The organism is Pseudomonas viciae (assembly GCF_004786035.1).
GTDB lineage: Bacteria > Pseudomonadota > Gammaproteobacteria > Pseudomonadales > Pseudomonadaceae > Aquipseudomonas > Aquipseudomonas viciae.
Genome location: NZ_CP035088.1, coordinates 213,631 through 235,949, shown reverse-complemented (window position 1 = coordinate 235,949; position 22,319 = coordinate 213,631). Strand labels below are relative to the sequence as shown.

The 22,319-nt window shown below is 62.6% G+C and carries 16 protein-coding genes; 5 read left to right on the top strand and 11 right to left on the bottom strand.

Annotated elements, in window-relative coordinates; all coding sequences use genetic code 11:
• On the top strand, positions 1–762 hold the full coding sequence (locus tag EPZ47_RS01005) for a slipin family protein (protein WP_135843129.1): 762 nt from the start codon (positions 1–3) through the stop codon (positions 760–762).
• Positions 763–794: 32 nt separating this feature from the next.
• Here the strand turns inward: EPZ47_RS01005 and EPZ47_RS01000 are convergent, their stop codons facing one another.
• Genes EPZ47_RS01000 through EPZ47_RS00980 form a run of 5 tightly spaced genes read right to left on the bottom strand, consistent with a single transcriptional unit; the run spans position 795 to position 11,292 of the window.
• Complete coding sequence (locus tag EPZ47_RS01000; RefSeq protein ID WP_135843128.1) at positions 795–1,736, bottom strand: sulfotransferase family protein; 942 nt, start codon at positions 1,734–1,736, stop codon at positions 795–797.
• Complete coding sequence (locus EPZ47_RS00995; protein WP_135843127.1) at positions 1,724–2,509, bottom strand: aspartyl/asparaginyl beta-hydroxylase domain-containing protein; 786 nt, start codon at positions 2,507–2,509, stop codon at positions 1,724–1,726. Before EPZ47_RS00995 ends, EPZ47_RS01000 begins: the two co-directional genes overlap by 13 nt.
• Before the next feature lie 12 nt (positions 2,510–2,521).
• Positions 2,522–4,033 (bottom strand): TolC family protein, encoded by a 1,512-nt coding sequence (locus tag EPZ47_RS00990; RefSeq protein WP_135843126.1) that lies wholly within the window; start codon positions 4,031–4,033, stop codon positions 2,522–2,524.
• Between the two features lie 40 nt (positions 4,034–4,073).
• A complete protein-coding gene (locus tag EPZ47_RS00985) occupies positions 4,074–10,394 on the bottom strand; it encodes an Ig-like domain-containing protein (protein ID WP_135843125.1) in 6,321 nt (2,106 codons plus the stop codon).
• 52 nt (positions 10,395–10,446) lie between these two features.
• Positions 10,447–11,292: a sulfotransferase family protein gene (locus EPZ47_RS00980; RefSeq protein ID WP_135843124.1), complete on the bottom strand. Its 846-nt coding sequence runs from the start codon at positions 11,290–11,292 to the stop codon at positions 10,447–10,449.
• Between the two features lie 305 nt (positions 11,293–11,597).
• Here EPZ47_RS00980 and EPZ47_RS00975 point away from each other — a divergent pair, with 305 nt between their 5' ends.
• Both EPZ47_RS00975 and EPZ47_RS00970 read left to right on the top strand, forming a co-directional pair.
• Positions 11,598–12,185 carry a phage tail protein gene (locus EPZ47_RS00975; RefSeq protein WP_135843123.1) on the top strand — a complete coding sequence of 196 codons (588 nt, stop codon included), beginning with the start codon at positions 11,598–11,600 and terminating at the stop codon, positions 12,183–12,185.
• A 45-nt stretch (positions 12,186–12,230) separates the two neighbouring features.
• On the top strand, positions 12,231–12,542 hold the full coding sequence (locus EPZ47_RS00970) for a DUF6916 family protein (RefSeq protein WP_135843122.1): 312 nt from the start codon (positions 12,231–12,233) through the stop codon (positions 12,540–12,542).
• Between the two features lie 132 nt (positions 12,543–12,674).
• Here EPZ47_RS00970 and EPZ47_RS00960 read toward each other — a convergent pair whose 3' ends face one another.
• From EPZ47_RS00960 to EPZ47_RS00935, 6 genes are all read right to left on the bottom strand, one after another.
• Positions 12,675–13,166 carry a GNAT family N-acetyltransferase gene (locus EPZ47_RS00960; RefSeq protein WP_135843121.1) on the bottom strand — a complete coding sequence of 164 codons (492 nt, stop codon included), beginning with the start codon at positions 13,164–13,166 and terminating at the stop codon, positions 12,675–12,677.
• A gap of 9 nt (positions 13,167–13,175) precedes the next feature.
• On the bottom strand, positions 13,176–15,272 hold the full coding sequence (locus EPZ47_RS00955) for a site-2 protease family protein (protein ID WP_135843120.1): 2,097 nt from the start codon (positions 15,270–15,272) through the stop codon (positions 13,176–13,178).
• A 1-nt stretch (position 15,273) separates the two neighbouring features.
• Entirely contained in the window at positions 15,274–16,593 is a 1,320-nt protein-coding gene (locus EPZ47_RS00950; RefSeq protein ID WP_135843119.1) for an efflux RND transporter periplasmic adaptor subunit, read from the bottom strand.
• Complete coding sequence (locus tag EPZ47_RS00945; RefSeq protein ID WP_135843118.1) at positions 16,590–17,369, bottom strand: efflux RND transporter periplasmic adaptor subunit; 780 nt, start codon at positions 17,367–17,369, stop codon at positions 16,590–16,592. The genes EPZ47_RS00950 and EPZ47_RS00945 overlap by 4 nt, the downstream gene beginning before the upstream one ends.
• Before the next feature lie 232 nt (positions 17,370–17,601).
• Positions 17,602–20,037 carry an alpha/beta fold hydrolase gene (locus EPZ47_RS00940; protein ID WP_135843117.1) on the bottom strand — a complete coding sequence of 812 codons (2,436 nt, stop codon included), beginning with the start codon at positions 20,035–20,037 and terminating at the stop codon, positions 17,602–17,604.
• The gene (locus EPZ47_RS00935; RefSeq protein ID WP_178084230.1) at positions 20,034–20,489 is read right to left on the bottom strand and encodes a cell division protein; all 456 of its coding nucleotides are present in this window, start codon (positions 20,487–20,489) and stop codon (positions 20,034–20,036) included. The genes EPZ47_RS00940 and EPZ47_RS00935 overlap by 4 nt, the downstream gene beginning before the upstream one ends.
• A gap of 404 nt (positions 20,490–20,893) precedes the next feature.
• Here EPZ47_RS00935 and EPZ47_RS00930 point away from each other — a divergent pair, with 404 nt between their 5' ends.
• On the top strand, positions 20,894–21,265 hold the full coding sequence (locus tag EPZ47_RS00930; protein ID WP_135843116.1) for a DUF6124 family protein: 372 nt from the start codon (positions 20,894–20,896) through the stop codon (positions 21,263–21,265).
• Positions 21,266–21,507: 242 nt separating this feature from the next.
• The gene (locus EPZ47_RS00925; protein WP_135843115.1) at positions 21,508–22,257 is read left to right on the top strand and encodes an RHS repeat-associated core domain-containing protein; all 750 of its coding nucleotides are present in this window, start codon (positions 21,508–21,510) and stop codon (positions 22,255–22,257) included.
• The last annotated feature ends 62 nt before the right edge of the window (positions 22,258–22,319 follow it).

The window sequence follows — 22,319 nt, the reverse complement described above, 5'->3', positions numbered from 1 at the left end:
ATGGGTATGCAAATCGGTTTTACGATGCTGTTGTTGCTGGTCATCGCACTGGCGGCTTCGACATTCCGGATCCTGCGTGAATACGAACGTGCCGTGGTGTTCCAGCTCGGCCGGTTCTGGCAAGTCAAGGGCCCGGGGTTGATCCTGCTGATTCCGGTGGTGCAGCAGATGATCCGCGTCGACCTGCGCACCATTGTGCTAGACGTACCGCCGCAGGACGTGATCACCCGTGACAACGTCTCGGTGAAGGTCAATGCGGTGCTGTACTTTCGCGTGCTCGACCCGCAGAAGGCGATCATCCAGGTCGAGAACTTCCTCATGGCCACCAGTCAACTGGCCCAGACCACCTTGCGCGCGGTCCTCGGCAAACATGACTTGGACCAGTTGCTGGCCGAGCGTGAGCAATTGAACAGCGACATCCAGCAAGTGCTCGACGCCCAGACCGATGCCTGGGGCATCAAAGTGGCAAACGTCGAGATCAAGCACGTGGACCTCAACGAATCGATGATCCGCGCCATCGCCCGACAAGCCGAGGCCGAGCGCGAACGCCGGGCCAAGGTGATCCACGCCGAAGGCGAGTTGCAGGCCTCGGAAAAACTCATGCAAGCCGCCGAAATGCTCGGGCGCCAGCCGGGCGCCATGCAACTGCGCTATATGCAGACACTGGGGTCGATTGCCGGGGACAAAACCTCCACCATCGTCTTCCCATTGCCAATTGAATTGCTCAAGGGGATGGCGGAGTTGTCGCCCAACAAGTCTTGATAACGCTATCCCTCGCCACAGAAGCGCAATAGCTACGGTCTCAGCAACTCAAGTGCTTCGTAAGGCCCCTGCGCCCAATGCATCAGCCGATCCCGCAGCAAGGGCGAAGCCTCCCGGCGCTTGCCCTCGCTGTCACTGGCAAACGCCTGCCCCGGCTGCTTGGCATGCTGCCCCACCGACGCAAACGCACGTCCGCGCTGCGCGTCATCCAACTCGAAGAACGCTGCCAGTCTGCCGGCCATCGCCCCCGGCAGCTCGCTGTAGTTGACCGCCAGGCCGGTAAAAGCCCGGCAATGCCCCAGCCCTACCTGCAACAGCCGCCCCAACCGGCGGGCGATGAAATCCTCCTGGTTGCTCAAAGGCGCCCCATCGTCCAGCACACTCGCGCCAATCATCCCCGGCACCATGTGCATGCCGGGCCGGCGCAGGTGGGAGACAGCGATTTCCAAAGGGTCGCGGTACACGAACAGCCAAGGCGTGTCGGGAAAACACTCACGCAACAGCGGCAGCTCACCGATGTTCCAGGCATCGAGCTTGATCACCAAGCGCTGCTCGAGGCCACAGCGACGTTGCCCATACGCCGAGATCAGCCCCTTGAGCGCCACGCACCGTTCGGCGGGAGGCAAGTCACTGCGCAACAGCGTATCCAGCGGCGGCGCTTCAGAGATGACGATATGATCGTCCAATTGCGCAAGCATCTGGCTGATCAACGTCGAGCCGCAACGGGAGGCATGGAAGATGAACGCACTGGGCGCCAGGCCCGGGCGCTGTTGCTGCCATTGGCCGAGGGTGCTCAAGGGTGTCTGGCGGCGAAATCCTTGGTTGAAGGGTAGGCGCAGGGCGTCGTCCACCGCATCGCCAAAAAACGGTTGCGACAATCGCGCGTCACCGAACCAGCACCAATCGACCCGCCATTGCCCCGTCGCTTGCCACACGCGGATCGGCAGCCAGCCGTCCAGGTTCAGGCCTTCCACTGGTCTCTCCACTGCCGGCGACCGTTGCGCATGGCCGCCCGGAGTTCTTGCGCAGTGAAGTGCAGGCCTTGTCCGGCACCCAGCGCAATTGCGCACTCGATGAAAGCGTCTATGTCATGCACGCTCTGCAAGGCTCGGGCGAGTTGGATATCAGTTTCTACGCGCTGCTGAAAACGGGCTAAGTCGCTATCCCCGGCGCCCGCGGCCGGTGTAGTGGGCAGCCCATCGGCAATCTGCTGCTCCAACCAGGGCCCTGGGCGGCAATCGAGCACCAGATGAACTCTGGACTCGGCACTGCGGTTATCGACACGATGAGGTCGCGACAAGTCGAGAAACCAGCACTCGCCCGCAGTCATGGGCACACGCTGGTTATCCAGCCAGAAATCCACTTGCGGCGGACTGAGCAGCGGAATGTGCAGGCGCAGGTCGGCGTCCGGCCCGCCCAGGTCATAGTCACGGTGCTCGTGAATGCTCCCTCCCGGCCCGAGCCGCAGCAGCCGGGCCGAGACGATCTCCAGAGAGCAATCACGCAACGCTTCGCGCCAACGACGATCCTCTGACCAAGGCGCGCGCGGCACAGGCAAACCGCGCCCGGGAGACAATTCGGTCAAGGCATCGACCGCTGAAATCAGCGCCACGCCGCTCCAGTCGCCGCTGTAGAAGGCGCTGTTGAAATGCCCCTGCCAACGCGCCTCTTCAATGGCTGCCAGGGCCTGCAACAGCAACGGCAGGTTCACTGCCACCGGTAGCCGGGAACACGCCGGGCGCGTCATCCCTGCGCCCGCTTATTGAGTCACCGCAGCCGTCGGCACCGAGATATTCCCCTGGGCCCAAGCCTCCTCGCGGTTAGCCAGCGCCGTGGCAATCGACTGTACCTCGGTCGATTGCACTTCGCTTGGCAGCGGGTCGAGGCCGGCGCTGGCGAAGATCTGGCCATAGGCGTTGCGCAGGTCGGCATAGGACAAGTCCCGCCGCAGATCGGCCTGCAAGGTGTTCAGCTCACCCTGAATCAGGTCCAGCTCACCCAGGCCAGCGGCCTGGTGACGGCTGCGCAGTTGGCCGACGATTTGCCCGTCGATGTCCGACAATTGCTGATTGGTCTTGAACTGACGCAATGCCTCACGGTAGTTGGCATTGGCCACGTACAACTGCGCCAGCACGGCAATCGACATCGCCTGACGCCGCGCCGCCGCCACTTCTTCACCAGCCTTGGCCACATCGATGGCCGCCGGGGCGGAGATCACGTTGAACAGGTTCCAGGTGACTTTCACGCCATAGTCGGCCCAGCCCTGCTCCACCAGGAACGAGTTGCTGTCGTAGTGCCCGCCGGCGGAAAACTCCAGGCCCGGCAACAGGCGCAGCATGGCCTTGCGGGTTTCGGCGGCGGTGATGCGTGTCTGGTAATCCTGCTCGCGCAGTTCCGGACGGCTGGTCAAGGCCTCCTGTTCGAGACGGGCCAGGTCGACCTTGAGCTCCGGGATCTCGTATTCATCCCGGGTCGCCAGGGTCAGTTCGGTGCCCAGGGGCAGGTTAATCAAAGTCGCCAGTTCGGTCTTGGCCAAGGACAGCGCCCGGCGCTGTTCTTCGAGCTGGCGCGTGGCCTGGATCAGCGAGCGCTGGTAACCCAGCGCCTGCACCGGGTCACCGATGCGCTGCTCGCTCATGCTTTGGCTGTTGCCTCGTGCCGCCTCGACCCGGGCCATGAGACTGTCGATCTGCTTGAGCAGACGCTCGGCGGCCATGGCGCGCCAGTACGCCGAACGCACGTCCTGGACGATGGTGTTGACCACCTTGCGCCGACGCTCCTGCACGATCAAACGCTGGTCCCCGGCCTGTTTGGCACTGATGTAGCTCACACCGAAATCGAGCACGTTCCAGACCATGGTCAGGTCTGCCACTTCACGGTCGCGGTCCTGGGAAGTCGAGGGTTCCAGGGACTGGGTGCCGGTTTCCACGCTCTGGCTGCTGGAGGCACTGACGTTGTTGCGGCCCACGTAACCGGCGTCCAGGGCCATGCGCGGCAGCATGTCGAAACTGGCCAGATCCAGCTGACGCTTGGCCAGGGCTTCTTCCATGATCTTCAAGCGGCCTTCGAGGTTGTACTTCACCGCTCGAGCCATGGCCTGGTGCAAGGTCAGCGGACCGCTGAGGGGCTCCTGATCCTTGTACATATTCTGTAGATCGGTTCGAGCGCGCTGTTCGCTGACACTACGCTCGATCGGTTCGCTGGTGACGGCACATCCACTCACCACCAACGCCAGCACACTCACTGTGAATAACTTCTGACTTCTATTCATTCCCTGGATTGCCCCTGACTGCCCCAATTTCTTATGATGTTCAGGCCTGCGCTTGACTGATGCCGACCTGCTGTAAAGCCATTGCCAAGCTATTGACCTGACGCTGTTCCGTGTCCTTGAGTTGTTGCAGTTGCTGACCCAGCGTCGGTGCGCCGAACATCCCGCGCAAGCCTTGGGACGCATCGCCGCCCTGCATCGATTGGCTGCCGAAAGCTTCCATCGATTCACCGTCGGAGCCTGTGTTCTGGTTGAACAGGCCCGAGACCGTGCTGCTGCCGAACACCCCGCCATCGCCACCACCAAAGCCCAGGAAGCCCTGGCCTGAACCATCGCCAGCAGCGTCGCTGCTGAATACTTGCGCGATATAGCTCGGCGCCAGTTCGCCACGGTTGATGAAAATGTCCCCTATCGGCCGAAGACCACCGCCCACGTCCCTTTGCTCGAACAGCGGTGGGAAGCCCAGCGGTGAACCAAGGTCGCCCGTTGGCGGTGTGAAAACGATCGGCTGCAACGGCACCTCGGACGGTGGAACGACCGTGACCGGGTCCGACGTCAGGAATTCCGGCGGCGGCTTCACATCGTTGGGCACCACAGTGTCGATCGCGTAATTGTTGGACACCGCCACGCTGGCCCCGGCGTTCCCTGTCAGGTCGCTGACGTTGCTGGTGTCCAGGGCAATGAAGTTGCTCGGGTCGGTGAGATTCACCGTCGGGGTGAACGTCGCCGTCCAGGTCCTGCCGCCGTCGCTGGTGGTCAGGTTGGTCAGTTCACCGTTGGTGACGCTGAGGTCCGACAGGTCAAAGTCCGTCACGGCTTCGCTGAAGGTGAAGGTCACCTGGGTCGTCTCGCCCACACTCAGGTTCGAGTCGGCGACCACAATGGTCGCGGTCGGCCGGGTGGCGTCGAGTGCGTAATTGGCAGAGATCGCGATACCCACGCCGGCGTTGCCAGCGATGTCCTGCACAGTACTGGCGTCGAGCAAGATCAGGTTGGTGGCGTCGGTCACGCCCGCCGTAGGTGTCAGGGTCGCCGTCCAGGTCAGGCCACCGTCGCTGCTGGCGAGGTTGGACAACACACCATTGGCGACGCTGAGGTCCGACAGGTCGAAACCGGACACTGCCTCGGTGAAGCTGATGGTCACGGTGGTGCTCTGGCCGATGCCCAGCGTGGTATCGCCCACGGTGATGGTGGCGCCTGGGCGCACCGTGTCGATCGCGTAATTGTTGGAGTCCACCACGCCAACACCGCTATTGCCCGAAGCGTTGACCACACCGCTGGTGTCCAGGCTGATCAGGTTGCTGGTGTCAGTGATGCTGGTCGTCGGGGTGAAGGTGGCCGTCCAGGTCACGCCGCCATCGGTGGAGGAGACGCTGCTCAACGTGCCATTGCTGACACTCAGGTCGGCATTGTCGAACCCGCTGACCGCTTCCGAGAAGGTGATGGTCACCAATGAGGTTTCACCCACCGTGAGTGAGTTATCCGCCACCACGACTGTGGCGGTCGGCACCCGTGTCTCAACCGCGTAGTTAGCCGAATTGGTAGTGCCGGTCCCGGTGTTGCCCGCCGCGTCGCTGACCCCGGTGTTGTCCAGGACGATCAGGTTGGTGGCGTCGGTCACGCCCAGGTCCGGGGTGAAGGTGGCGGTCCAGGTCAGGCCACCGTCGCTGCTGCTGACAGCGCTCAAGGTGCCATTGGCCACGCTCAGGTCAGCGTTGCTGAAACCGCTCACCGCCTCGCTGAAGGTGATGGTCACCTGGGCAGTCTCGCCCGGTCTCAACAGTGAATCGCTCAGCACGACAGTGGCGGTTGGGCGCTGGCTGTCGAGGCTGTAGTTATTCGAATCGGTGGTGCCGACATTCGCGTTGCCCGCCGCATCGACGACACCGCCGCTGTTGAGCGAGATGACATTACTGGTGTCGGTGATGCCATCGGTCGGCGTGAAGGTCGCCGTCCAGGTGACACCGCCGTCGCTGCTGCTCAACCCGGAAATCACACCGTTGGCGACCGTCAGGTCAGCGCTGGTGAAAGCGCTTACCGCCTCGCTGAAGGTGATGGTCACCAGCGAAGTCTCGCCGGCGGCAATGGCCGTGTCAGCCACGACGATGGTCGCGGTGGGGCGCACGGTATCGACCACGTAGTTGTTGGAGTCCGTGGTGCCGACGCCCGCGTTGCCTGCGCCGTTGATCAAGCCGGTATTGTCCAGGGTGATCACGTTGCTGGTGTCGGAAATGCTGGCGCTCGGCGTGAACGTAGCCGTCCAGGTGACGCCGCCGTCGGTGCTGCTCATGGTGCTGAGCGTGCCGTTGCTGACGGTCAAGTCCGAATTGTCGAACCCGCTGACCGCCGAGTTGAAGGTCACGGTGACCAATGACGTCTCGCCGATGCTCAGTGTGCTATCGGCAATCACGATGGTCGCCGTCGGTACGTTGGTGTCGACCTGGTAGTTGTTGGAGTTGGTGGTGCCGGTGCCGGTGTTACCCGCCGCATCGCTGACGCCGGTGTTGTTCAGGGTGATGACGTTGGACGTGTCGCTGACCCCGAGGGCCGGGGTGAAGGTGGCCGTCCAGGTGAGGCCGCCATCACTGCTGCTGACCGCACTCAGCGTACCGTTGGCGATGCTCAGGTCCGAATTGTCGAAGCCCGTCACCGCTTCGGAGAAGGTGATGGTCACCAGCGAAGTTTCGCCGACATTCAGTGCCGTATCGGCGACCACGATGGTGGCAGTCGGGCGCAGCGTGTCGACGACGTAGTTGTTGGAGTCGGTGGTACCACTGCCGGTATTGCCTGCGCCATCCACCACGCCTGTGTTATTGAGCGTGATCAGGTTGGTGACATCGCTGATGCCAGCGCTTGGCGTGAAGGTCGCGGTGTAGGTGATGTTGTCGCTGGTGCTCAACCCGCTCAGGCTGCCGTTGGCAACAGTCAGGTCGGCCAGGGTGAAACCGGTCACCGCCTCGTTGAAGGTAATCGTCACCAACGAGGTTTCGCCCACGGCAATGGCCGTATCGGCGACCACGACGGTGGCGGTGGGCCGCGCGGTGTCGATGGCGTAGTTGTTGGAGTCGGTGGTACCGCTGCCGGCGTTGCCCGCCGAGTCTGTAACGCCGGTGTTATCCAGGGTGATCAGGTTGGTGGTGTCGCTGACACTGGCACTTGGCGTCAGCGTCCCAGTCCAGGTGATACCGCCGTCGCCGCTGCTCAATCCGGTGATTGTACCGTTGGCGACCGTCAGGTCGGCGGTGGTAAAGCCTGTCACTGCTTCGTTGAAGGTGATGGTGACCAGCGAGGTTTCGCCCACGCTCAGCGCGGTGTCGGCCACCACGATGGTGGCGGTCGGGCGCTGCGTATCGACGGCATAGTTGTTGGAACTGGTGGTGCCAGTGCCGGTGTTTCCGGCGGCATCCGTCAAGCCGGTATTGGCCAGGATGATCAGGTTGGTGGCATCGGTGATGCTGGCGCTCGGGGTGAGCGTCGCGGTCCAGGTGATGCCGCCGTCGCTGCTGCTCAGCCCGCTCAGGCTGCCGTTGGCCACCGTCATGTCGGCCAGGGTGAAACCGGTCACGGCCTCGCTGAAGGTGATCGTCACCAGCGAAGTCTCACCGATGTTCAGCGCGGTATCGGCTACCACGATCGTGGCGGTCGGACGCAGCGTGTCGATGGCGTAGTTGTTCGAGTCGGTGGTGCCCGTGCCGGTGTTTCCGGACAAGTCGGCAATACCGGTATTGGCCAATGTGATCAAGTTGCTAGTGTCGCTGACGCTGGCGCTCGGGGTCAGGGTCCCGGTCCAGGTAATGCCGCCGTCGCTGCTGCTCAGCCCGGTGACCGTACCGTTGGCGACCGTCAGGTCGGCGGTGGTGAACCCGCTTACGGCCTCGTTGAAGGTAATGGTCACCAGCGACGTTTCGCCAACACGCAGCGCGGTGTCGGCCACCACGATGCTGGCGGTGGGGCGCAGGGTGTCGATGGCGTAGTTGTTGGAGTTGGTGGTGCCGACGCCAGCATTGCCATTGAGGTCCGCGACCCCGGTGTTGTTCAGGGTGACGAGGTTACTGGTGTCGGTGACGGCCGCGTCTGGCGTCAGAGTCGCAGTCCAGGTAATCCCGCCATCGCTGGAGCTCAGCCCGCTGAGCGAGCCGTTGTCCACCGTCAGGTCGGCGGCGGTGAAGCCGCTGACAGCCTCGGAGAAGGTGATGGTCACCAGGGAGGTTTCACCCGCTCTCAGGGCGGTATCGTTCACGACGATGGAAGCCGTGGGCGCCACGGTATCGTTGACCACGTAATTGTTCGAGTCGGTGGTGCCTACGCCAGCGTTGCCGGCCAGGTCGGCAACGCCGGTGTTGTTCAGGGTGATGACGTTGGTGGTGTCGGCGATGTTGCTGGCCGCGGTCAGCGTACCGGTCCAGGTGATGCCGCCGTCGCCACTGCTCAAGACCCCGACGGTGCCGTTCTGCACCGTCAGGTCCGCCGCGGTGAGACCGGTCACGGCCTCGGAGAAGGTGATGGTCACCAGCGACGTACCGCCGGAGTTCAGGCTGGTATTGGCTACCACGACGGTCGCAGTGGGCGGCGTCTCGTCCGGCACATAGCTAGTGTTGATGGTGCCACCATCGCCGTAGACGTTGGCTACCGACGCCGGGGAAACGCCAGCGCTGCCGGCACTCGTCCCTCCCACGCCACTGCCGCCGACGTTGCCGGCCAAGGCCGCGAAGTTGGCGGCGGTGATCAGGATCGAGCCTTTGTTCCAGATGGCGCCGACACCGACGCCACCGGCGCCGCCCGTGTGGTTGTAACCGCCACCGGCACCACCGCCGCCACCGCCGCCGCCCGCGCCGACGTTGTTGGAAATCACTGAGTTGCCAATGATCCGCAGGGTCGCGCCGGTATCGTTATAAATACCGCCGACCGCTCCGCCACCGGCGCCGCCAATATCGTTATAGCCGTCACCGCCACCACCACCGCCGATGGACAGCCCACCGCTGGTGGCCGTACCGCCCGCGGAGCCGGTGCTGTAGCCCGGATACGCGGAACCGCCAGCCCCGCCGGTGGAGGAACCGCCACGCCCGCCCATGTTGAAGAAACCACCACCGGCACCGCCCTGCCCAGCCGAGCCGTTAGAGCCCGTGGCGTTGAGGGTGTCGCCACCCTTGCCGCCGGTACCGCCAGTGATCGCGCCGCCACCGCCACCGCCGCCACCGGCGTATTGCGGCGTCACACCACCGCCGCCGCCACCGCCCGACGCGGCGTTCGCGGTGACCGTGACGTTTCTCAGGGTCAAGGTGCCAGCGTTGTAGATACCACCGCCCTTGGACACCAGTGCATCGTCGCCACCATTGCCGCCGTTGCCCGCCGTCATGCCCCGGGTGATCACCAGCCCATCGAGGGTCGCCGTCGTCCCGGCTGTCACGTTGATAATCTGGGTACGGTATTGCCCGTCGAGGGTGACGTCGGCCACGTTATCGTTGTTGAGATCACCATCGATGGTGACGTTTTTATTGACGTCCAACACCTGGGTCAGCGCGACGGTCATGCTGGTATTGAACGTAACGATGTCGCCGTTCTGCGCCGAGCTCAGGGCTGCGCGCAAAGAACCGACACCCGAATTGAGGTTGTTGGTGGCCGTCCAGGTGGCCAGGCCCCATTGGTACTCGCTCATGGCGTTGGCCGAGAGCACGTTGGCGCTTTCAATGTTGCCGGTGGCGATTTCCAGGTCCCAGTCACCGCCAAGGCCGGTACGGTCGTTGGACGCCGCCACATCGCGGCCGGTCAACTGCGCCAATGAATCGACCAGGCTCAGGCCGCGATCACCTTCGGCGGTGTAGCAGCCGTAGATCAGGATATCGCCACCGGCATTCATGTCCTGGCCGATCTGCGCCAGCACGTCGCTGCGGGCCTGGACGTTGTCCGCCGACAGGTAGCTGTTGCCCAGCCACAAATCACCGGCGTTGCCGTGGGCGATGATTTGTACCGAGCTGATGCCCTGGTGGGTGTCCAGGTAATCGGCGATCTGTTGCAAGCCGTCCTTGGTGGCATCGAGTTGCACCACCTGGGTACCGGGCGCGACGCCTTCGAGCAAACTGGCGGAATCCTTGACCCGGGAATCGACAAACACCACGGTCTTGCCCGCAACGGTGGCGTCAGTAGCATCGACCTGTCCCTGCGGCGCATGGTTGTCTGACGCCTGGTCCGCCGTGGGCGTCTTGGCCGCGTCGGCGGTGGGCTGGGCGTCCGGCTGCGCGGCATCGGCCACGGTTGCGGCCACCGCGCCGTCGAACAGCATTCGCGGCTCCAGGGACATGATCATTGGCGATGCCAGGGCCTGTGCGCCCTCGGTTACCCGCGATTTGCCTTTGCTCCACCACATGACGATCACCTGGACTCGAACTTCTTGAACACACCAATGAAAAAAACCGCAATCAGCTGATCGCGGCGTCGGTTTTCATACGAATGACATTGGCAGCGCTGGAGGACCCATCGCGCCAGAACGACAACTCGGCATACTTTTCAAACAGATCCGGCGGCAGCAGGGTCCGCCGGGCTTGCGGCGCGACCTTGGGCTTGACCCTATGCAGGCCGGCAACGCCCAAGGCCTGGTCGAAGGCTGGCGCGTCGTAGGTCAAGTGATTGAAATCGTGCTCGAACCAGGGCTCGTCGATGAACTCGTACACCAGCCGCATCACCCGCTCCGGGGCCTGGCTCAGCAGGTCGTAATCGACAATCAGCATCGACTCGGCGTTTTCGCCGTAATAGGCCTCTTTGAGCGCAGTCCAGGCAAACCCCACCAGGCGGTTGCGCTGGGCCAGGGTTTCACAGCGGCTGTAGACGGTGTTGCGCTCGTCGTCGTCATTGAACAGCTTGGTGTTCTCGAACGGGTTGGCACGGTAGAGCCGCTCGAGGCTGTCGAGCACCCAGGCGACGTTGCGCACGCAGGCGATGGTCTTGGCCTGGGGAAACAGGTCATGCAGGGCCGGCAGGCGTGCGCACCATTGGCGGTTTGTATCAAAGATGACAGGTTTGTCGGCCTTGTCGGCGTAGTAGGAATCGAACAGTCCGCGCAATAAGCGACGGCGCAGTTCGGTGTCGATCACCGAGCCGAATTCACTGCCGGCGCTGCACTGCTGCAGGACGCTGCTAAACAGCGAACCGACGGGGCTGGTCATGCCGGCATGAAAGCGCGGGTTCTGCAGCAAAATGGCAGAAAGCAGGGTCGAGCCCGAGCGCGGCAAACCGGAAATGAAGTGAAACTGCGGCAATCCATTCACCTTGTTTGTAGTCCTTTTGTACGCAAGCGTAGACGAGGAAACAATCGCCGACTAGTACTACTTTGATATCAGCCCCAGCCAAATCCGTAAAAAAGATGGACGGTATAGGCACCATGCGAACCTGAATCGATTAAGCCACTGGGCAACATTTTTCCGCCCTTCCAGCCCAGCAGAATGAAATATCTCGGTCTACGCTCAGCCGTGCGTCACCAGGCCAGGGAGTGAAGAAGTCGGGCTGATCGCAATCCTCTCCCTTGGACCCTGCCGGTATTACCAAACCAACAATCTGAAGGGATGAGGAATCTATGGAAGTATTTATGGGCACCATCCAGCCGTTTGCCTTTAACTTTGCCCCCAATGGGTGGGCGCTGTGCAACGGGCAGATACTCGGCATTTCCCAATACCAGGCGTTGTTCTCCCTGCTCGGCACGTACTACGGAGGCAACGGCACCACCAACTTCATGCTCCCCAATCTGCAAGGCCGCACGCTCTTGGGACAAGGCAACGGCCAAGGGCTGACGCCGCGTGTCATCGGCGAAGTCTCCGGCACCGAAAACGTCACCCCGACGCTCAACAACCTACCCGCCCACACCCACACTCTGGCGGGACTCACCGCCTCCACCACCCTGCAACTGGCGAACCCGGCCAGCAACCCGGTGAACACACCCACGGCCACCAATTCGTTCATCGGCACCTCGGGCACCGGGCCGGGCGCGGCGAATATCTATTCCGACCAGATAGGTGCCTCACCGGTACCTGTCAAGGGCGTGAGCACGAGCATCGACGGCACGATTTCCCCGGCAGGCAACGGCTTGCCGCTGGCGATCATGAACCCGTTCCTAGCGATCAACTTCAGTGTCGCCTTGAACGGTCTTTTCCCGTCCCGTAACTGATGAACAGCCGGAGGGCTGCGGCCCTCCGGCTTTTGGAGTGTCGACATGCTGCAACAGGTTCATAGCCGCCATTTTCAACTGCTGCTGGGCCAGACCAGCAGCCTGACCCTGCCCGACGGCAGCTCTTTGCCGGTGCGGATCGAGAGCCTCGAAGAAACACCACGGTCGAAGATGCCAAACGTTGAGCGCATGCCGTTCAGCGTGGAATTCAATAGCCTGGAAAGCACCGATTTCGTGGATGGGTTGTGCGCACTGGAAGTGCCTGAACTGGGGAGGCTCGAAGGGGTGTTCGTGTCGCGGATACCGCCCATGGGACGGGATCCGGCACTGGGGTATTTCTACATCGCCTTCAACTAAAGACTGATGATCCCGTGTGGGAGCGAGCTTGCTCGCGATGGCGGCAGCGCATTCAACACCTAGGCTGACTGACCCTCCGTCATCGCGAGCAAGCTCGCTCCCACATTGAACAGGTGGCAAATCAGAAACTGCTCAGTTCCCCTTCGGATACCAAACCAACCGCTCCGCCGCCGGGTTGCGTTCCTGCACTTCAAAGCCCAGCGCCAGATAGTGCTGGCGCGCGTGGGGGTTGCTGCTCCAGACCACGGTCGCCACCGGGCAGCGGATTTGTTGCGCGGCTTTCTGCACTCCTTGCAGCACTGCCCGACCGTAACCCTGCCCGCGCGCCTGGGGGATGAACGCCAGGTACAGCACGCGGATTTCATTGGGGCCAAAATCAGTACTCAAGGCGCCAATAGCGGTGCCGAGTTTTTCCACGACGTAATGCATGGCGTTGGGGAAACTCTCGCCCAACCCCTGCTCCTGCACCTGGAATTGCTGGGCAACCACCTGCTGCACTTGCTCGTGCTCGCCGTCGATCCATTGCAGGTCAGGCCGCGCCGCCTGGTAAAGACTCTGCAAAAACGGCCCATCGCTGACCTGCGATGGCCGTACCACCAACCCCTCCGCCGCCACTGAATTCATGCTCGCTCCTTAAAACCCGCTTTCCCTGACGCCCAACGCCGCCAACCGACGCCAGGCCGCTCCCAGCACGGACTCACCCTGTCCCTGCAACACCACCACGCCCCGCAGCGGTTGCACCGGAGCGGACGTGTCGTCAACAGCACTCAAACGCACGCCATACTGCGCCTGGACGGGCTCGGCCCGTTGTTGCGAATCGCGGCGCACGGCAATCGGCCCGTGGTGGTCGGACGTCAACGCCTGCTGTTCGACCCAGGCCACGCCGTTGGTGTCGATCTCATTCAGTTGCACGACAATCGAGGTGTGCATCGGATCGTCAGCGATGAAGCGTCCCGTGGCTCCGGGCCCGACCCGCCAAAGCTCGGCTTCGGTGAGGTAGCCGCGCAACCGCGAATCGCTCTGCACCACCCGCGCCAGCGGCTGGGTGGGCGATAACCAGCGTCCCACCGACAGTTGCGGCAGCAGGTCACGCACCTGCCCGGCATGGGGCGCACGCAACAACAGGCGTTCACGCTGGGCGACCAGGCCCCGGTACTCGGCCACCGCTTCGGCCAGTTGCTGTTCGACGATACCGGCATCGGCGGCCGTTTCGCTGCGCCCGGCCTGACGGCGCATCTGCAATTGCTGGATCTCGATTTCTCGACGCACGATGGTCAATCGCGAAGCCATGTCCGGTGATTCCAGCTCAATCAACACATCGCCCGGGGCCACGGTCTGGCCGTCGTGCACATTCACCTGTTTGACCCGCGCCGCCACAGGCGCATGCAGGGCACTGGCGCGGCCGGCTTCAAGCATGGCCGGCACCTCCACGGCGCTGCGCCAGGGCAGCACCAGCACCAAAGCCAACATCAGCAAGACCAGGCCGGTCAGCAGCACTCGCGGACCGTGGGCCTGCTCGCGGCGACTCCACCATTGCCGCCACTCATTCACAATGGGCATAAAGATGAACCAGACCAATTCCACCAACATCAGAAAAATGCCCAGCACCTTGAAGAACAAGTGATAGACCGCCAGGGCAATGCCGAAAAACAATGCTGCGCGCCACAACCAGGCGCCGTACCCCCACACCAGCAAACGGCGGCGCATCTTCGGTGACCAGGGTTCCGGCGCCGCCACGCCATAGCCGAACAAGGCTTCGCGCAGACGCCAGCGACACAGGGCGAACGCCCGCCCCTGAAGGTTATCCACACCCCAGAAATCACTGAGCAGGAAATAACCGTCAAAGCGCATGAACGGGTTCAGATTAATGATCAGCGTAGTGATCCACGTGGCGCTGGCCAGCATGAACGCGGCAGTGCGCGCCGGCCCGTCGGGCAGCAGTGACCAGGCCAGCAACGCGATGCACGCCAGCAGCAATTCCGCCAGCACCCCACCGGCACCGATCAGCAGCCGGGCCCGGCGGTCGTTGATCCGCCAGGCGTCGCTGACGTCGGTATAGAACATCGGCAACAGCACCATGAACGCCACACCCATGCTTTGCACACGGCAACCGGCGCGCTTGGCCATGAAGGCATGGCCGAACTCGTGGCACAGTTTGGCGAAAAACAACGCCACCCCGAACGCCAACGCACCGCCCAGGCTGAACAAGTGTGGAAAGGTCGCGACGAAGCGCTGCCAGTCCCGCGACACCAGGAAAATACCCAGGCCCAGGGTCAGCGGCATGCCATAGCGCAAGATCCCCGGGCCGAACCGCGCCAACCAGGGCCAGGCGCGATTGAGAAAGGCGTCCGGGCGCCACAGCGGAATGCGGAAAAACAGGTATTGATGCAGCAGGATTTGCCACAGGCTCTGGCGCTGGGCAGCGGTCTTGAATTGATAGCTATCGCGCTGTTGCGGGTCCATCGCACTGATCAGATCGTGACCGCGCAAAAAGCCCAGCAACTGCTCCAGCGATTCGCCATTGAGCGGCAGGCCCGGCTCGCGGTTCGCGGCTTGCAGCACCTGTTCCGGGTCGCCAAGGGACCAGTGCCGCAACATGCGCATCGCCGCCGCGCCCAGCTTGAAATAACGCCCGCGCACCGGGTCGGCCAGGGTCCACTGGGGCGAACCGTCCGGGTCCGACGCCGCCGGGGACAATTGCAGGTCCGGCCGCAGGCTCGGCAAGTCCATGCTACAGGCCTACGCTCTGGCGCAGCCCGGCCAGCGGCCGACGCAACAGATACAGCGCCAGCGGCGCTCGGTCACCGAAGATTTTCGCCGTACCCCGCAAGCCGATGCGCGGCGCCGTCGCATCGAAGCGCGCATCCAGCCGATACGCCAGTTGCCCGGCGGCGGTGGATTGCGCTTCGTAGGCCGAACGCTCAAGCCGGGCCAGGTGCCGCTGCAACGGATCGCTGTCGAGAAACAACGCCACCTGCGCCCCGGGCGCCAGGGCAATCGCATCGCCCACCGCCAGCTCGATGCGCAATTCGGCTTGGTTCGGGTCGGCAATTTCCATCAGGCGCTCGCCGGTTTGCACCGGCTTGCCGAGCCAGCGTTCGGCATCGGCAAACACCGCAATACCGTCCCGTTCGGCACGCACTTCACTGCGCTTGAGCAGCTCAAGGGCATAGTTGCGTTCGGCCCGTTTCTGTTCGACGCGGGCGGCCAGCAAATCAATCTTGGAGCTCGATTCAGCATCGGCAAACGAACGCTGGGAATTGGCCTTGAGCTCCGCCTCGGCCACGCCCAAGGCTCGCTCGGCGACATCGGCCTGGGCCTTGAGGCTGGTGCTTTCGAAGCGCAGCAGCAGGTCGCCGTTCTTGACGTTCTGGTTGGGTTTGACCAGGAACTCGGCGATCACCCCGTCCAGCGGCGCCGCAACGACTTGTCCGCCCAATGGCACCACTTCGGCAGGGGCCAACACTGACTGGCGCACAGGAATCAACAAGCCGAGCAAGAGCACCACCACCAGCGCAACCTGGCGTTTACGCGTCCAGCGCAGGCGCCACGGTTTGCGCGGTTGCAGCGCCAGCCAGGCGTGGCTGTAGGTGTCGCCCAACTGCGACAGCAACACTTGCTCCGACGGGGTCCACGGCAGGTCACGGGCCAACCACAAGCCGCCGAACACCTGACCCTGATGATCGATCAACGGCAGCCAGAACACCTGCACGGCCGACAGGCTTCGCCAGTCCGCGCGGATGGATTCGCTCAGGCTATCGGCGGCAATCACCCGGGCCTGATTCAACACTCCCTGCTTGAACAACTGCGCCACCGCCTGCTCGACAAACGCCACGAACGGCGCATTCGGCTCCACGGCACTGACGCCGGTCACGGCCTGGACCTTGCCGGCGATCAACAGCGCGGCGTGGCGAAACCCGAACAGGGCCTGGCCGTCGTTAACCAGGCTGTAGCTCAGTTGCGCCGGAGTACGCGCGGCCCGCGTCTGGCGCTCCAGGTCAAGGAAGCGGGCAAACACCTGCTCGGCACTGCCCGTAACCGGCGCGTTCACTTGGACTCCGAGAAACGCGCCGTACCGCTCATTCCAGACAGCAAGCCACTGGCATCTGGCACGCTCGCCACCAGCAGCAAGGTCTGGCTGCCCTCATCGATGCGTGCGCCCAGGCGCTTGACCGTCGCTTGCAACGGCTTGCCGGTTTCATCGGGGACAAAGGTGAAAGGCTGACCGGGCTTGAGCCGGTCCATCCAACGCGAAGGCACCAGTAGATGGATCTCCAGGGTGCGGTTGTCCACCACGTCCAGCAACGGCGCACCGGCCGCCACGCTTTCATAACGCTGGACCTTGCGCGCCACCACTTGCCCGTCGAACGGTGCGATCACGCTGCAGCGCTTGACCTGAACCTGATACACCTGGGACTGCGCCTGAGTCTCGTTGAGCCGAGCCTCGGCCCGCGACACTTCAAAACGTCCGACAGATTTCAATGCCGCCAATTGCCGGTTATGCGCCAGCTCTTCACTGGCACCACGACTCGCCGCCTGGGCCGCATTGAGCTGGGCCTGATACGCCGAGCAGTCGAAACGCGCCAAAGTGTCGCCCTTCTTGAACGACTCGCCCTCACTGAACGGCAACTCGACGATACGCCCAGCCAACTCGCTGGCCAGCACCGCCTGATCCCGCGCCCGAAGCACCCCTCGCGCCTCATTGCCGCCCGACGCGCTGGCCGTGACGTTGCCCTCAAGCAATGGATCGTCTGCTACAGGCGTTTGCGCCTGGATACCACACGTTACAAAGGTCAATCCCACAACCCAACTACTCAAACGCCGCATGACCGTTACTCCCTGACGGATGGTCGGAGTCTACGACAGCGGTGGGGGGCGTCAAGGGAGAGGCCGTGAGAGGTGAGAAATCTGGTGGTCATACTCAACCCCGTACGCAGAGATTAAATTCTCTGGCCGTTGGGGTGAAAACACCGGCTTCGACCGGTTTTTTCGTTTCTGGGGATTGAGAACAGCCCCTGAGCTGAACGCACTCCCTGTGATCGACAGACATCGCGCAGGCCTACTCCACCAACCTCAACTCACCATCGCAATACACCACCTCACGCCCCAACCAAGCCACATCGACCTGAGGCAATACCGCCGAGGGTTTGCGCAGTTCACGCAGTAGCGTCGAGCCGTGGGACAAGCGCCCGCCCATGCGTGCAATCACTGCCCGGGCGCTTTGATAGTGGGCATGACGACCAGGGTCGAGGGTGTCTTCCAGCAGAATGTCCTCACCCAGGATGCCTTGAGCCTGGCCCGGATAGATCAGGAAGCCGCTTGCCTGCTCGGTGCCTTCACGACCGTCCTGCCAGAAACTGCCGTCACGGCTGCGAATGTCCGGGTGCGGCGCGAACCACTGTGCCCGGTCCCCCGTCGGCATGGCGTGGTGCAGGCGAAAGAAAATTCGCATCAGGTTGTCGCGATACCATTCGCGCACTTGCAGGTAGTAACCGCGTAAACCCGGCAGACCGGCCCCATGGGCCAGGCGAATCGCCAGGGGCCATTGGGGGAATGCCTGCAATGGCAGCTCGGTGGAGGCTGGGCGTGGCGTCGCCGGGTCGGTTTCCCAGGGCAGCCGGTGCGGGCTGTGTTCAAGGTCGTCATAGGCGGTTGGAGGTCGCCCCAGCAAATCGCCGCCGCTGCTGGCCAATGCGGTCGCGATACACAGGTTGCCCTGCACCACGAACACATAGAACCGGGTGAACCAGTCGGCCAGTTGTTGGCCGTCAGCACCTTGCCCGGTCAGTTCAAGCAGCTCGCGGTCAAAGCGTTGCAGGCCGTTTTCCAGCGTCAGCAAATGGCCACGCGCGATGCGCTGCATACGCAGGAACAACGGCAACGAACGCAGCAGGCGCAGGGGCCGCCAAGGTAGATGCGGGGTGGCGCCGCCGACCTCACCGGCGTAGCTGCTGGCACTGATGCCCCAGTCGGCCAGTCGCGCGAGGAACAGATCATTGTTGATGTACGAAGCGCCGCCAAACACAGCGGTGAACGGTTCGTTGTCCTGCAACACCCTTGAGTCCCAACGGGCCATGATCGCCGGAATGCTTGCCGCCGCGCGGCGCTGGGCGTACTCCACCAACACGCTGGGTTGCGGCGGCAGGATCTCGGCGATGTTGGCGGCGGTCAGGTGCCGGCGCCAGCCGTAGTCGCTGATCGGCCGGTACTGCAGCAGCCAGAGCTGCGTGCCATCCCAGGCCCATTCAACGTCGCCGGGCACGTAGTGAAAGACCCGCAGCACACCTTGCAGGAAACGCCACAGCAGGTCTTCGGTCAGGCCATGGGCTGGCTTGAATGTGTCACTGTTCCATGACGCGCCGAGGCGGGAAATGATCGCGCGTTCGGGGCTCACCTTGCCATCGGCCAACGACTCCAGATGCCCTTCGACCCATTCCAATTCAACGGACAGGTGACGCACGAATGCGATTCCAGACAGCCGTGGTGTGATGAAGCGCTGCACCACCACTTCCTCGACACCCGCCGCGCTCAACTCGGCGACGCGCTCCGACACGTTGGATGTCGGCTCGCGCAGGAACGTGGTGCTCAAGCCAGCATTGGCCGCATCGGCCTGATCCTCTCCGTAGCTGGAAGAGCGCACCGCCCAGAGGGCGTCCGGTTGGCTGTCGAGAAACGCCGGCAAGCGCGGGTCGTGACAATCGTTGAGTGACAGCGCCGTGGGTACCGCTTGCCCGGCCAATGCCGCCAGACGCAAGCGCCCACCCTTGGTGTGCGCGACGAACCCACGCTCACCCGACTCCAGCCATGCGGCGAACTCGGCCGGTGCGTCAATCCATGGGTAGTGGCCCCAGCCGGGTTTCAGGCTGATGGTCAAATCGGCGCGGGCAAGAATGGCCGACCAGGCCGCCGCCTGCTCGACGCCCAGCACCTTGTCCTGATCGCCCCAGACCAATTCGACCGGGTCGGTGATCCACTCCAGCAACGGCAACGCGGTGTCCGCCCGCACCAGATCCCAGTGCGGCACAAAAGCGCGACAACGGGCGTACCCAGCGCCCATGCGTTGGTACTGCGCGGGCGTCCAGGTCTGGCGGGAGAACTTGTGGGCAAACAGCGTCGGCTCGTTCGAAAGCAGCCAGTGAATGGTCTTGCGAATCGGCAGCGGCGACATCAACGCCGGCAATCGCCGCTGCCACAAAAAGGCGCCGACCGGCGCCAATAACACACTGCGGCAAAAGTGCCCTGGCTGACGCTGCAAGGCATGCAACACCAGCAACGCGTTGACCCCGACCGCCATGATCGCGCTGCCCTTGACCGTCACCGTCAGCAACGCTTGAGCGTAGGCCGCCAGGTCCTCGCAAGGGGCTTGTGGGTTGCTGCCAAAACCCGGCAACTCCAGCGGCACCACGTCGTAGCGTTCAAAGTGCGCTAAGGCGTCATCCCACCAATCGGCGGCGCTGCCGTTGCCGGCCAGCAGGTACATCCGCGGCTTGCTCATGGGGAGGTCCGGCGATCATGGCGATAAAGCCAGAACAGCGGCGGCAACAGGGCAAGCAGTGCGAGGCTGTCGAGCCACAGATGCGACCAGACCCGTGCCTGAGCGGAAACCAGCATGTCCTGGGGCGCCCAGAGCACGATGCCGGCGATCAACCATCCCCAGGGCATGGCGCGTTTCAAGCGATTGCCGATGTGGACGAGGGCGAGCATGTACAGCGAATAACTTTGCAACGTGGCGCCGAACAACGCCACCCACCAGACTTGTTGCGCCCTGGCCGCCGCGGGCGCCACGTCGGTGGCCCAGAAAGCCTGCTCGAGGGTCAGCAGATAGTCATCGAACAATCCCGAATGGCCTGCCCAGGTCAGCGTGACACCGCCGAGCAGGTGCATCAGGGCGGCGACATACAACCAAATGACCAGGGCTTGGCGAAGGGTGCTGTGAGAGGCTGGCATTCCGTGTCCTGAAGGCTTGCTGAGGGCGGCCAGTCTAAAGGAAAAGGAAGGCATTTTACTTGGCTAATTGGTGCGCGGCTCGTACGGCAGGGTCCTAGGAGATTTCCTTCAAGTTGTAGCGGCTTTGGTGAACTTGTCCGGCTTGGGGTCCCCCGCTAGTCTGGGTTTGTCACTGAAAAAACGGTGACACGGACGTGCAAGTCCGAACAAACTGTTTAGGATGCGACGCTATGTCGATCAGAGGCTTTCTGCCCTCTGGCTTTATGGCGGCTGCGCGCGGGAGATCCCTGGATCTGCTGGGTGTCCTAAACAGGCCCGGTCTTGCACACCTGCGTACGGCCGCCACCCTCATTCGCGTGCAAGCGAACGGTGACGCTTTCCAATTACTGTTTAGGATATCTCTAATGTTCAAAGTAACTCCGAATCCGCCAGGTAATCCTGGCAACGACTCCGACAAATCCTCGAAATCCAAAAAACTCGACGAAACCGCCGAACGCGTCCTCGATTATTACCTCAACCCCAAACCCGCCGATGAGGCCTCGGGCAAAACCCAAACAGCCCAACTTTTCATGGTCGCCCCGGACATCGACACCGAAACCCTGCTGGCCAATGCCTCCGAAGACCTGCTGTCCATCAGCGCCATCGCCGCCGACCTGACCGACGACGTCGATGGCACCCGTCGCAGCGTGATCCTGGCGATCAGTCGGATGGCTGATGGGGTGCATTTGCTGGTGGAGCGGGCGATGGATCGGCTTGAGGTGCAAGCAGCGGGCTGATGTGCCTGTGGTGGCTTGAAGCCCGCCTTCGCGAGCAAGCCCGCTCCCACACTGGATCTATGTAGAACCGAAATATCGAGCTCAACGCCGACCAACTGTGGGAGCGGGCTCGCTCGCGAAGGCGTCAGCCCAGACAACCCAGAAAGAGGGAACAACTAACAGTTCTGATAGTTCTCCACCCTGCGCAAGGAGAGTAGAACTATGGCCAACAGCTCCCAGCCTCACTCTTACGAGTGCTTCGTATGATTCAAAGCAAACCGAACGACCAAGCGAATCCGAGCCAGCAACGTACGGTGTTGCTGGCAGTGGATCTCAAAAACTCGGTACTCGCTGAACTCGACGCGGGCAATACCAATCCCATTGCGTACTCACCGTATGGTCACCAATCGGCACAGCTTGAGGTCATATGCCAATTGGGATTCAACGGTGAACGGCGCGAAACGATGCCCGAACGGTACTATCTGGGTAATGGCTATCGCGTCTACAACCCACGACTGATGCGCTTTCATAGCCCGGACAGCATGAGTCCGTTTGGTGAGGGCGGGTTGAATGCATACATGTATTGCGGCGGTGAACCGGTGTTGAATTTGGATCCGACGGGCCACTTCTTCTTGAAGGTTATAGCGGCCGCGGCGGTCGCGGCGGTTGTGAAGAAGCTCGACGATGTAGTTGCCCCTACTCTGGGATTGACAACTAGTCAGTTGCCCATCCCCCCAATTAGCCAGGGTATAAAAGAACTCGGCGACATTACAAAACAACTCAGAGAATGGGTGGCCAATATGCCTAGCCAGCCAAGTACGGGGCCGACAACGACGAAAGGACCGCTTAACTTGCTCTCTGACAAGGCCGGCGGTTATGCAAACAGAACGTCGCTTCCAAGCAACCAACCACCACCTCAAAATACTGGCTATTCAACCAGAAGGGATGTTACACCCTCCAAACCACCACCTCCGCGTACCACGGGCACAACCGACGTCAGGAAAAATAAATGAATTCGCTTCATTAATCGCGAGTGGAGGTAGTTTCGGTACTTAGCTCATTACAGCTTTTCCCG